This is a genomic window from Winogradskyella flava, from assembly GCF_014243395.1.
In the GTDB taxonomy this organism is placed as follows: Bacteria; Bacteroidota; Bacteroidia; order Flavobacteriales; family Flavobacteriaceae; genus Winogradskyella; species Winogradskyella flava.
This window is the reverse complement of sequence record NZ_JACLCP010000002.1, coordinates 1-12,719: the sequence shown is the minus strand read 5'-3', so window position 1 is coordinate 12,719 and position 12,719 is coordinate 1. Positions and strand designations below refer to the sequence as shown.

The following is a 12,719-nucleotide window of genomic DNA, read 5'->3' as shown; positions in this document are numbered from 1 at the left end:
AGTAGAAGTTTTAAATCCACTCTCCTATTTTTGACCAAAAATATAAATAATGAAGCTCTATTTACATTTATCAATCTCACTTTTTACAGTTTTTGGATTTAGCCAGACATGGCAAGAAACCCACAAAATAGTTGCTAGCGATAGAGCAGACGACGATTATTTTGGCTTTAGTGGAGTTATTAATGACAATCAAATTATTTCAGGAGCCTATAGAAACAGACCAACAGGAGCAGTTTATGTCTTCGATCAAATAGGTGGTACTTGGATGGAAAGCTACAAACTACAACGTAACGAAACCGAACCATTTGATGAATTCGGAAGAAGAATTATTATTGATAATAACACTCTGGTAATTAGTGATTACTCAACAAATAACTCATCGCTCTTCGATATAGGCTCGGTGTATATTTATAAAAAAAATGTCAATGGAATTTGGACAGAACAAGCAGAATTATTTGCTAATGCTCCAAGGCAAAATGGGAACTTTGGTTTAGAAACAGGATTAGATAATAATGTATTAGTTGTTGGTTCCGATTTGGGAAATGTCAACATAATTGAATACAATACCAACACGAACACTTGGGATTTCTTACAAGAAATTACAACTACAGATGGACTTACATCAGATGCAGCTGTAGATATAAATAACAACCGTATTGTTGTTGGTACTTTTGATTTTGATGAAAACGGCATCAACAACTCTGGGGCTGCATATATTTTTGAAAAAGCTCCAAACTCTGGACAATGGGTGCAAATACAGAAAATACTATCACCAGATTTAAGTGCGAGTCAGCGTTTCGGGAAAAAAGTTTTCTTTTTTAATGACTTTCTATTCATCGCCTCTGTAGAATCACAAAAAGTATATGTTTACACGTACAATACTACCACATTTCAATATGATTATAGTCAAACAATTAGTGGCCCTTCTGGCTTTGGACAAAGTATGGACGCTGAAAATAACCGCTTAATAATTGGTGCTTACAGGCATTCTTATAGCGATACCGATGGCAGCACTATTCCTCAAGCAGGTTCCGTTAGAACATATGTACTGAATAGTTCTACATCATTATGGGAATTAGAACAAAGTATAACGAATAGCGACCCAGATAATTATTATTGGTTTGGTAATTCTGTAAGCATAAGTAATGAAGTCATTTTCGCCGGCTCACCGTATAATGATACTGACGAAAACAATATGAATGACGAGGAAAAAGCTGGGGCAGCCTACATTTTTGAATTAGATACTAATTTAGAAACCAATGATTATGCAGTAGAAGGGTTTTCTATATATCCTAACCCTACTTCTGGACGAATTCACTTTTCTAACCATCAAACTATTGCTAAAGTGGATGTTATACACTCAACAGGCCAGCTAGTCAAAACATTTAGTTCAAATTTTGAAGCACTCTCTATAAATGATTTGGCAGATGGTATTTACATCCTAAAAATATCAACGCTTCGTTCTACGTTTTCGTTCAAGAAAATCATTAAAAAAAGCCAGCACTAAAGTTGAGTCATTAACAAAAATTCTTATGCTTTATTCAAAAGAGAAGTATATGGATTTAAGTGCACTAGAACAGTATTTGCATACCAAGAATTATGGCGGCAATGCTTTTAGTTTTTTTTGAAAATAATAAATAAAAACAAAGCTCCATGTTTCCATGAAGCTCGTATAACTAAGCAAATCTATAAGCCGAATTCTGTACACTTTTCTTTGAAGAAAAGAGCCCTTATCATTTATCTACATTTATTGTTACCAATAAATTTTAGCTGCCTACCCTCTAGCATCGCGCGTGCACGCTCAAGCACTAGTTTACATGACATTGCACCACATAGAGTTTACCTGATTTCACTACAGCATGACCTGTACATACTTTCTGTTGCACTTTTCCTAGCCTTACGACTGGTGGCTGTTAGCCACTATGTTACACTATGGTGTTCGGACTTTCCTATCCTAAATATACTTAGAATCGATAAGGCGATCTGCTTGGCGCAAAAGTAATCAAATTGTTAATAACTACTATTAATTTTTAAGCTTCATAAAGGGCTATTTAGAGGTTATTCTTAAATTTGTAATTCAGTTGTTTTTTATGGAACATTTTGTAGTATCGGCTCGTAAATACAGACCTCAGACCTTTAAGGATGTTGTAGGTCAGCAGGCTATTACAAATACATTACTGAACGCCATCGAAAATAACCACTTAGCCCAAGCATTGCTTTTTACAGGTCCGCGTGGTGTTGGTAAAACCACTTGTGCTCGTATCTTGGCAAAGATGATTAATAGTGATGGCAACACTAGCGAAGACGAAGATTTTGCCTTTAATATTTTTGAGCTTGATGCTGCTTCCAATAACTCAGTAGATGATATTAGAAACTTAACCGATCAGGTTAGGATTCCGCCTCAGGTGGGTAAATACAAAGTCTATATTATTGACGAGGTACACATGTTATCACAAGCCGCTTTTAACGCCTTTTTAAAGACCTTAGAAGAGCCGCCAAAACATTGTATTTTCATTCTTGCTACTACAGAGAAACATAAAATAATTCCAACGATTTTATCGCGTTGTCAAATATTTGATTTTAAGCGTATTACAGTTACTGATGCCAAAGAATACTTAAAGTATATTGCTCAAGAGCAAGGTATTAATGCAGAGGATGATGCGCTACATATCATTGCTCAAAAGGCTGATGGCGCCATGCGTGATGCACTATCCATCTTTGATCGCGTAGTAAGCTTTTCCGGAAAGAACCTGACTAGACAAGCCGTTACTGAAAATCTCAACGTACTGGATTACGAAACTTATTTTGAAAGTACAGATTTAATTCTTGACAACAGGATTCCAGAGTTGCTAGTACAATTTAATTCTATTTTATCTAAAGGTTTTGATGGACATCATTACATAGCTGGTTTGGCCTCTCACTTTAGGGATTTAATGGTTTGTAAGAATCAAGCAACTATAGAGCTGCTAGAAGTTGGTGAAGAAACTAAGCAAAAGTATGTTGAACAGTGCCTTAAAACTTCTAATGCCTTTTTAATGAAAGGCATACAACTAGCCAATGATTGTGATTTAAAATATAAAACCAGTAAGAATCAGCGTTTACTGGTTGAACTTACATTGATGCAATTGGCCTCTATCACTTATGATGGAGAAAAAAAAAACAATAAGCACTTCATAATTCCACCATCGTATTTTAAAGTCAAGGGTATAACACCTATTCCTGTTCAAAAGCCAAAGCAAGAACGGAAAGTTGCTCAAGACATCAACAAAACTGAAGTGCAGCATAGTACAAATGAAGAAGTACTTACAGCCGTTGCAGAGCCTAAGGTTATTCCAAAAATTTCTATCGACAGCGCCAAAAAAACAACATCTGGCTTATCGTTAAAAAGCATTAGGGAAAAAAAAGAACATCAAATTCGTCAGTTGGATGTTATTATTGATGAGGAAGACTTACCAAAGGAACCTGTAAAACAAGAAGCGCTTACTGAAGCATGGAATGCCTATGCGGCTTCTATGGATAAAAAGGGTGAAAAGATTTTAGCGTCTATTTTACAAATGGATGAACCAAAACTAAATGAGACTACCATTCATCTAACCTATTCCAACAACACTAATAAAATTGAATTAGAACGTTCACAATTTCCCTTATTAGCCTATCTACGTAAAACACTTAAAAATTACGATTTACACTTGGAAATTACCGTTAATGAAGAGATAGCAAAAAAATATGCTTTTACACCTCAGGAGAAATATGAAAAATTAAAAGAAAAAAATCCAAATATTGAATTACTTAAAAAAACTTTTGGATTAGATATATAAGCTTATGAAATGAGCCATAACAACTCTTTATAACAAGCGAGTTGATTATAGGCGAATTCCATCTGACCATTAAAAAACAATAAAAATAAACAGATGAAAAGATTACTAGGGCTATTTATTATTCTAATTATAGTCTTCACGAGCTGTGAAGGCAGGAAAACACAGTATCAGGCATTAACTGAGGATATTGAGGAATTTAATAAAAAAGTCACTATTGAAATAGATGTCTATGAACCTGAAAGTTATGTAGAGCGGGAAGTTGATACGCTACTGAGTAACGGTTATCATATTAAGATTAGGACATATACTGATATGGAAAATAGTGTACGCTTTACAAAAGTAAAAGACACCATTAACTATCAAACGTACTATAGATACTACAAGTATGATATTCTTGTTGAAAAAAACGATAAGTTAATTTATAAAGAAAGCTTTGATAAGGACAGAGCCAATACATTATTGAATTTTAAACCTCATAGTACTTCGGACTCTCCTCTTCATAATTTTAATGAATTGGCTGTTCTCAAATCGATACAAATAAATAACAATGAGCTATCCAATACTAATATTGTGATTGATGTTATGTATGAGATACCAAATACAAATAAACGCTCCTTACATCAACTAATTATTGATGATACAGGACAGATTAATGTTGTTTACATCAAATAAAATATAAATGTTAGGACTTAAATTACCAACAGATCCAAGATGGGTAAATATTGTTGAAAAAAATATTGAAGACATCTTAACTGACCATGCTTATTGTGAACAAAAAGCAGCAAGCACGGCTATTTCCCTAATTGTAAGTTTTCCAGAATACACGGAATTGGTAGAGGAAATGATAGACTTGGTGAATGAAGAAATGAGCCACTTTAAAATGGTTCATGACTTAATATTGGAAAAAGGCTGGACGCTTGGTCGTGACCGTAAAGATGACTATGTCATTGCCTTACTAAAGTTTTTCCCTAAAGGTGGCAGCAGAACAACACAATTGGTTCACAGACTTTTGTACGCCGCTTTAATTGAAGCAAGAAGCTGCGAACGTTTTCGTTTACTATCTGAAGAATTAGAAGATAAAAAGCTAGCAAAATTCTATAGAAAACTAATGATTAGCGAAGCTAGCCACTATACCATGTTCCTGAATTTTGCAAGAAAATATGGAGATCGAGAAGAGGTGGATAACAAATGGAAAGAACTCCTTAACTATGAAGCCGACATCATGAAAGGTTTAGGTAATAAAGAAACCATTCACGGATAAAAAAAGCTCCAACTAATAATTGCTGAAGCTTCTCGATTTTGTTTATAGAACGTTTATTAAATTTTTATTCCAAAGCCCACTTGTAAAACATGGTTTTTGGCCTCAACATCTGTCAAGTCTTCGTCTAGAATATTTGTAAAACCATATGCAAATCTGGCATCAATAAATAGCTCGCTAGTTATCATATATTCTGCACCAATAACCCCAGAAAAAGCAAACGTTGCAAACCCATCTGTGTCTTTCCAAGTCTTTAAAGATGCTTGTGGTCCAGCCATAAGAGAGAAACGGTCTGATGTAGAAAGTTTTAAAAGCAGAGGCATATGTATATAATCTGCTCTTATACTTTCATCTTTTCCACCTTCTGCAGACCATTGTAATTCTGTTCTTAAGGACAGCTCTTCTGAGAATCCAAAATCTACAAAACCAGCAAATGCAAAACCGTTTCGGGTATCATTTTCAAAATCAACATCTGGGTCAAATTTTAAGTTAGAGTTATTTATTGCTACCCTAACCCCATATCTCACATCTTGTGAAAAAGATATAGTTGTAAAAAACATTAAAACCGATACAAGTAATAATTTCTTCATAATCATAAATTTGAAAAAGCGAATATAATTTTAAATTATAATTTTTAAATAAAATTATGGATTTTAATAGAGAAAAAGGCGTTTAATGGTGAAATTCTGAATTTATTCTTCAACTTCAACACTAGAAACTGTTTCATAATATATGCTTTTAATAATACCATCAGACAGTCCTATTTTTGGTACAAAAATATCCTTAGCTCCGCTCCACTTCATTGCAGAAAGGTAAATCCTCGTCGCTGGAATAATAACATCTGCCCTATCTTGATTAAGATTTAATTCAGTAATACGCTCTTCATAAGAGTAATTCTGTAACATCTTATAATAAGTAGTTAGGTAAAAATAGGTTAAGGGTTTGCCAACATCTTTACCTGAAATTTTAAAAATCTTATTAATATTACCACCTGAGCCTATAAGTTCTATTTTATAATAGTCTTTTGTATTCTCCTTAATCCAGTGCTCCAATTCAACCCAAGTTTCATTTTTGACAATATCATTCAATAATCTTACGGTTCCTATCCTAAAAGACTTTGATTTAATCTTCTTACCATTATGAATAATGGAAAACTCAGTACTTCCGCCTCCTACATCAACATAAAGATAAGTTTTGTTAGAATCAATAAATAAATGCAAATCCGTTTCGGCTATAATGGCAGCTTCTTCTTCACCATCTATAATATCGATATTAATTCCACAGCTTTCCAATATTTTATCTGTGAGAGGGCTACTATTTTTTGCCTCACGCATTGCAGATGTAGCACAAGCCTTATAACGAACAACACCATGAGATTTCATGAGTAAACTAAACGCCTGCATCGTATCTACCATACGCAGTTGGTTGTATTCTGATATTTCTCCATTTAGAAAAACATCGGCACCCAATCGAATTGGTACTCGAACCAAGGAATTCTTTTTAAAAACCACAGGTTTATCATCTTGCTCAATAATGTTGGAAATTAATAACCTTACGGCATTAGAACCTATATCTATGGCAGCATATTTCTGTATCTTCAGCATACTATCCCTCCAGATTGTTTAAGTAATAGTTATAGGTATCGAACTGTGCTCTAACTTTTGGCAAATCATTTCTACGATACCTATTATCTTGGGTTTCATTTATCCAACGCGCTTTTACGTTGTCGTTCCAGCAAATATCATACAAATGCTGCAATTCTCGTTTAATATCCTTGTCATAAATCGGGCAACTTACCTCTACCCTATTATCAATATTCCTTGTCATCCAATCGGCTGAAGAAATATAAATTTTTGAATCATCATTATTACAAAATATGAATAGTCTAGTATGCTCTAGGAATTTATCGATAATACTTATTATTTCAATATTTTCACTCATACCTTCAACTCCAGGAACTAAACAGCATAAACCTCTAACGATCATTTGTATTTTAACACCAGCTCTACTCGCTTCATAAAGTTTGTCTACCATCTTATAACTACTAATGCTATTCATTTTTAACTTTATATAAGCTGGCTTACCCTGCTTTGCATTATTAATTTCGTCATCAATAAGCGCAAATAACTTGGATTTGGTGTAGTGAGGTGAAGTAATAATATGCTTATATCTGTATATTTTATAGTTGACTTCAAAAAAACCGAACACCTTATTAACATCTTTCAGGATTTTTGAATTAGCAGTTAGTAACGTAAAATCAGTATAGACTTTTGCCGTGGATTCATTGAAATTTCCTGTACTTATAAAACCATAACGTACCAATTTATTGTCCTCATCGCGTTCAATAACACACATTTTACAATGTACTTTTAGGCCAGTAACACCAAACAACATGTTCACGCCCGCATCTTGCATTTGCTCGGCATAGTTAATATTAGCCTCTTCATCAAAGCGTGCTCTAAGTTCAATAGAAACAGTAACTTTCTTGCCATTTTTAGCCGCATTGATCAATGAACTGGCAACGTGCGAAATCTGGGCCAACCTATATATGGTAATTTTAATTGTTTTGACCTTGGGGTCTAAGGCTGCTTCCCTTAGAAATTTCACGATATACGAAAATGTATGGTAAGGTGTGTAGACCAAGTAGTCTTTTTTGGCAATAGTCTTAAAAATACTCTGCTCAAAACTTAACCCCTTAACTGGTAATGGCTTAATCTTATTGTATAACAAATCGTTACGACCTAAACTTGGGAAATCCATATAATCCCTACGATTGTGGTAGCGTCCACCTGGTATGATACTATCTTTTGAATCGATCTCCATACGAGCCATAAGAAAGGTCAATGTATCCTCATTAATACTTTTATCATAAACGAAACGAACAGGTTCTCCAACTTGTCTGTCCTTGACACTGTCAGACAATTTATCTATGAAGCTCTTACTAAAATCACTATCGAAATCAAGTTCTCCATCCCTAGTAATTTTAATCATATGAGCAGAAATACTATCATAATTAAAAATGTTAAAGATGTCATTCAGGCAATAACGAAGTAAGTCGTCAAGCATAATAATATAGTTTGAATCACCTTTGCTTGGCAGAACTACAAACCTATCCATAGCCCTAGAAATTTCAATTAGTGCAAATTGATCTTGATTGGTAGCATGGGACATTTTTACTGCCAAATATGCTGCACTGTCTTTAAGACTTGGGATTTCGACATCTTCACTTAATACAATAACAACCAATGCCGGGCTTACTTCTTGATAGAAATAATTTTTAATAAAATCATGGTGTTGCTCATCAATTTCTGTCTCATCAATAACATGAATTTTTTCGTTCTCCAGTTCTCTATTTATGGACTTTAATATTTTTAAACTTTCGGATTGTTGTTCTATAACAATCTTAGTTATATCTTCCAACAGCTCACCCGCCTTTATACCTCCTAGTTCGCTCTTGCCACCTTTACCAGCTTGATCAATACGTTTTACAGTAGCATATCTAACTTTAAAAAATTCGTCTAAATTATTGGAAAATATACCCAGAAATCGAAGCCTTTCTATTAGTGGAACATTTTCGTCTGCCGCCTCCTGGAGTACGCGAGCATTAAACTGTAACCAACTTAATTCTCTATTTATATAAGTATTTTTATCTTTAGTCATTATCTAAGTTCCTTTGGTACAATAATATACTCGGTTCTACCTTTTTCTAAGTCTTCCCACTTGTTAATTTCAAAATTAAGTCTTACCAAACCACTGGTTGGAAGATTATCGATATAGGTGTCTCCAAATATATTAGCAATGGATGTAAAAGCATGGTTATGACCAAAAATCATAACATCATCAATCTCGTTAGAAAGACTTTTAACAAACTTAATAACATTTTCTCCTCCAAAATCATACAAATCGTCTTCGATTATAACAGAATTTTCTGAGAATCCAATGGTCTGAGTAAAAATCTTACAAGTTTCAAGGGCTCTTTTTGCTGGGCTCGAAAACACCATTTGTGGTAATTGATTATTATTAATAAATTGATTAGCAACTAGTTTCGCATCTGACCGACCTCTGGATTTGAGAGGCCTTTTGTCATCAGAAACATCAAATTCCCAAGAGGATTTACCATGTCTAACAAGTGTAAGTATCTTCATGTAATATCGATTAAATGCATTTTTTTTCGACAAAATGTTGTATATCTCCGTTTTAACGACTATTTTGCCGGTTCAACTCTAATGTTTGCTTATGATTTAGGTTATAAGTTCTTTTGTTTTTGTAAAATTAATGTAAATGACCCCAAATCAAAAATATATTAATCCGCTTAAATTTACATTACTAGTATCTCCCTCTATTTTTATAAAAGCAATAAGAGTTTTGTTGTTTAAAAGCTAAATAATGCATTACTACATCTAATTATGTAGTTATTGCAGCAGTTTTATAAAAGCAGCAATACAGACATTATAAGTTATTATGTGGAATATGAAAAACAAATACAATTGTATTTCTGTTGTAAACATAACTAAGGCTATATATATGGCCTTTTTTGTCGTTTTACCAAGTTTAATGTTTGCTCAGCAAGCGCCCTCAATTCAAACTGGTGTTACATTTGAATGGGAAGAAGTTACCCAACCTAACCAAACAAGTCCGGCGACCATTAAGTCCATTACAATTAATGGTCAGGTTTACAGCACTTTTGTTGTGCCATCGGATTATGAATTGACAAGGTTAGGACCAGATGGTCATGGACCTAATAAAATTTTAAAAAACGGAGTTACAATTAGAAATGGAAGTAATACCAATGCCAATGGTAATGCTTATGCATATGGCAATGGTGGTAATACGGGTGTAGGAAATGGAAATAATAATAATAATAATAATAATGCTGGCGATGGTAGTCCATTTTGGAATTCTGACGCCTTAGAGGCTTTCCAAGATAAAAACTTAAACCATTACTTCACAGCAAATCCTAATGGACGAAATATCTGTTTAGATTTTGATGCGGTTGAAACTACCGACGCCCAAAAGCAAAGTATTTTTTATGATCCTGCAATTCCATCTAATGAAGGCGGAATATTGGCTGTTACAGAGCGAAACGTTAATAATTGTTATCATGTTGCTATGTATGGAACGCCTGCAGGCGGAGGCCCTGAACAGTTATTAGGTCAAACTTTTGTTAGGCCAAATGGTGGAGCACTCTCTGGTCCTCAATTTGGACCACCTAACCCAGGTACAGATTATTGGAGAACGAATAGAGTTGTAGAAAACAATGGTACTATAGGTATTGCTTTATTTTATTTAAGTGATATAGTGCCTGTTGGTTCTAGAATATCAAGAATTGAATTTAATGCATCAACAAGAGATCATGGTGATGGTAAATTTTTCTTGCTCCAAAAGTATGCCATCGACAAAATGCAGACTAACTGCATAAATGAGAAATATTTTGGTGATTTAATGTTAACAAACAATGTTCCAGAAAATTCTACTTATGAAGTAATTTCAGGTCCAACACCTGCTGGTCAATATTTTGAACTAAATCAAGATGGTACATATAGCTATATTCCTCAAGACAATTTTACTGGTGATGTCACTTTTGATTATCGTGTATGTTTACCTGCTCCAAACGAGTCTGTCTGTGATGAGGCCACAGTGACAATGACCTTTGTTAATTTACCCTCGGACCCTGAAATAGATATTAGCTGTGATTCTACTAGTGATAATTACATTATAGAAGTAACAAGCCCTTTAGGTCCAGAATTTGAATATCAGCTTAATAATGGTACTTTTCAAAGTTCACCAATATTTTCTCGACCAGAAGGCATATATAATCTTAGTGTAAGAAGCGTTTACTCTGAGTGCATTAATGAATTCAGTGGTAATCCTATTACCATTGAAGATTTAGAACTTACAGCAACGATTACTGATGCTTTGTGTAAACTTGAAGATTCTGGCGGAATAGACCTTACAGTTTCTGGCGGTACCGGTCCCTATACTTATTTATGGAGTAATTCTTCTACAAGCCCAAATTTAACAGGAGTTTTTGCTGGTATGTACTCAGTGACTGTTACAGATGCTAATGGTTGTACCGTTAAAGAAGAATTTGAAGTTGACCAACCAGACGAAGAGTTATCTGTACATTTGGAATGGGTAAAAAATGTAGACTGTCATGGCAATGATTCTGGTGATTTTAAGGTCGCTGGCTCTGGTGGCACACCACCATATTTGTATTCCATAGACGGTGGAGTAACAACACAATCTAGTGGTTTTTTTCCTCCTCCATTTACAGCAGGTACCTATACAGTGACCATAATAGATAATAATCAGTGTACATCTACAGTAGATGTAGAAATAACCCAACCGAACCCGTTAATTATAACTGTAGATTCCATAACTAACGTATCCTGTTATGGCGAAAATACTGGCGATGTTTTTATCAATGTAGAAGGTGGAACCCAGCACTATACTTACGCTTGGAGCGATGGTTCTACAAGTCAAAATTTAACAAATGTAAATGCTGGAACATATACAATATCAGTTACGGATGGTAATGGCTGTGAAACCAGTAAGGAAATTACAATAACTCAACCAAGTCATCCACTTAGTGCAGATTTTATTTATAATAAAAGCGTTAAATGCCATGGTGAGAGTACTGGTAGTATAAAATACCAAGGGGAAGGTGGTACTGCTCCATATCGTTATTCTTTAGATGGTGGTACAACAACGCAATCAGAACGCTTCTTTACTGATTTAGTGGCTGGTGATTATACTTTCACTATACTTGATGCTAATGACTGTACTGTATCTGTCAACTTTACGATATCTCAACCCGAACCTATTGTAGTTTTAATTGATAAAATAGATGCAACTTCTATTGAAGGTTGTACAAATGGATCGGCAACTGCCAATCCTTCTGGAGGCGTCGGGCCATACACTTTTGAATGGAGTGCTTCAGCAGGAGGTCAAACCACTGCAATAGCCAACAATTTACCTATTGGTAATCATACGGTGACCGTAAATGATGCTAATGGGTGTGAAGCAACACAAAGTGTTCAAATTAACTGCACAAATGACTGTGATACGTCCTTAATAACTGGAGCAACTACTAATGTTCTTTGCTATGGTGACGCATCTGGTTCAACTTCAGTTTCTGCTAGTTCTTTAATCAATCCTACGGCTACATTTACATTTACCTGGTCTAATGGTCAGACTGATGCTGGTGTAACATCAAGTTCTATTTCTAATGTTATTGCTGGTGACTATACCGTAAGTGTAACATTAGATGGATCAGTTTGTGATCCTGTTTTGAAAACTATTACTATTTCAGAACCTGATTCTGTTGTCTCAGCATTGATTACTGCTCAAACTAATATCGTTTGTCAAGATCAAGGGTCTATAACTATTGAAAGCACGGGTGGAACTGCACCTTACTCCTATTCAATTGATAATGGATCTAATTTTGAAACAATTGGAACATTTACTGGTTTATTTGCTGGAAACTACACGATTATTGTTTTAGATGCCAATGGCTGTTCAACTTCAATTTCGACAGAAATTCTTGCCAATTGTACAGATGCCATAGATGACATCAACAATACCTTCGTGGATCTAGCGGTCTCTGGTAACTTGCTTACCAACGACGAGGACTTCGAGGGAGA

Annotated in this window: 9 protein-coding genes and 1 other RNA gene; 5 read left to right on the top strand and 5 right to left on the bottom strand. The window is 34.6% G+C overall.

Annotated elements, in window-relative coordinates:
* Positions 1-49: 49 nt before the first annotated feature.
* Positions 50-1,507, top strand: coding sequence for a T9SS type A sorting domain-containing protein (locus H7F21_RS07225; RefSeq protein ID WP_185788604.1), 1,458 nt, complete (start codon positions 50-52; stop codon positions 1,505-1,507).
* 166 nt (positions 1,508-1,673) lie between these two features.
* On the opposite strand, the gene rnpB is transcribed toward H7F21_RS07225, so the two are convergent.
* An RNA gene (gene rnpB, locus H7F21_RS07220) (RNase P RNA component class A) lies at positions 1,674-1,990 on the bottom strand.
* A 100-nt stretch (positions 1,991-2,090) separates the two neighbouring features.
* Here rnpB and H7F21_RS07215 point away from each other — a divergent pair.
* The 3 genes from H7F21_RS07215 to H7F21_RS07205 all read left to right on the top strand — a co-directional run bounded on the left by H7F21_RS07215 (position 2,091) and on the right by H7F21_RS07205 (position 5,079).
* Positions 2,091-3,818: a DNA polymerase III subunit gamma/tau gene (locus H7F21_RS07215; protein ID WP_185788603.1), complete on the top strand. Its 1,728-nt coding sequence runs from the start codon at positions 2,091-2,093 to the stop codon at positions 3,816-3,818.
* A 93-nt stretch (positions 3,819-3,911) separates the two neighbouring features.
* Entirely contained in the window at positions 3,912-4,490 is a 579-nt protein-coding gene (locus tag H7F21_RS07210) for a hypothetical protein (RefSeq protein ID WP_185788602.1), read from the top strand.
* A 7-nt stretch (positions 4,491-4,497) separates the two neighbouring features.
* Positions 4,498-5,079 (top strand): MiaE family protein, encoded by a 582-nt coding sequence (locus H7F21_RS07205; RefSeq protein ID WP_185788601.1) that lies wholly within the window; start codon positions 4,498-4,500, stop codon positions 5,077-5,079.
* Positions 5,080-5,135: 56 nt separating this feature from the next.
* Here H7F21_RS07205 and H7F21_RS07200 read toward each other — a convergent pair whose 3' ends face one another.
* The 4 genes from H7F21_RS07200 to H7F21_RS07185 form a co-directional block, all read right to left on the bottom strand.
* Positions 5,136-5,666, bottom strand: coding sequence for a porin family protein (locus H7F21_RS07200; protein ID WP_185788600.1), 531 nt, complete (start codon positions 5,664-5,666; stop codon positions 5,136-5,138).
* Between the two features lie 102 nt (positions 5,667-5,768).
* Positions 5,769-6,680, bottom strand: coding sequence for a Ppx/GppA phosphatase family protein (locus H7F21_RS07195; RefSeq protein WP_185788599.1), 912 nt, complete (start codon positions 6,678-6,680; stop codon positions 5,769-5,771).
* Between the two features lies 1 nt (position 6,681).
* Positions 6,682-8,736, bottom strand: coding sequence for a polyphosphate kinase 1 (ppk1, locus tag H7F21_RS07190; protein ID WP_185788598.1), 2,055 nt, complete (start codon positions 8,734-8,736; stop codon positions 6,682-6,684).
* Positions 8,736-9,221: a SixA phosphatase family protein gene (locus tag H7F21_RS07185; RefSeq protein WP_185788597.1), complete on the bottom strand. Its 486-nt coding sequence runs from the start codon at positions 9,219-9,221 to the stop codon at positions 8,736-8,738. Before H7F21_RS07185 ends, ppk1 begins: the two co-directional genes overlap by 1 nt.
* Positions 9,222-9,546: 325 nt before the next feature.
* Between H7F21_RS07185 and H7F21_RS07180 the strand changes: the two genes are divergently transcribed.
* On the top strand, positions 9,547-12,719 hold a 3,173-nt coding region (locus H7F21_RS07180), incomplete at its 3' end, for an Ig-like domain-containing protein (RefSeq protein ID WP_221892453.1).

What these genes read in the sequence shown, in the direction of transcription:
- H7F21_RS07225 (WP_185788604.1), top strand. Translation starts at nt 50, where the DNA reads ATGAAGCTCTATTTACATTTATCAATCTCACTTTTTACAGTTTTTGGA.
- H7F21_RS07215 (WP_185788603.1), top strand. Translation starts at nt 2,091, where the DNA reads ATGGAACATTTTGTAGTATCGGCTCGTAAATACAGACCTCAGACCTTT.
- H7F21_RS07210 (WP_185788602.1), top strand. Translation starts at nt 3,912, where the DNA reads ATGAAAAGATTACTAGGGCTATTTATTATTCTAATTATAGTCTTCACG.
- H7F21_RS07205 (WP_185788601.1), top strand. Translation starts at nt 4,498, where the DNA reads ATGTTAGGACTTAAATTACCAACAGATCCAAGATGGGTAAATATTGTT.
- H7F21_RS07200 (WP_185788600.1), bottom strand. Translation starts at nt 5,666, where the DNA reads ATGAAGAAATTATTACTTGTATCGGTTTTAATGTTTTTTACAACTATA.
- H7F21_RS07195 (WP_185788599.1), bottom strand. Translation starts at nt 6,680, where the DNA reads ATGCTGAAGATACAGAAATATGCTGCCATAGATATAGGTTCTAATGCC.
- ppk1 (WP_185788598.1), bottom strand. Translation starts at nt 8,736, where the DNA reads ATGACTAAAGATAAAAATACTTATATAAATAGAGAATTAAGTTGGTTA.
- H7F21_RS07185 (WP_185788597.1), bottom strand. Translation starts at nt 9,221, where the DNA reads ATGAAGATACTTACACTTGTTAGACATGGTAAATCCTCTTGGGAATTT.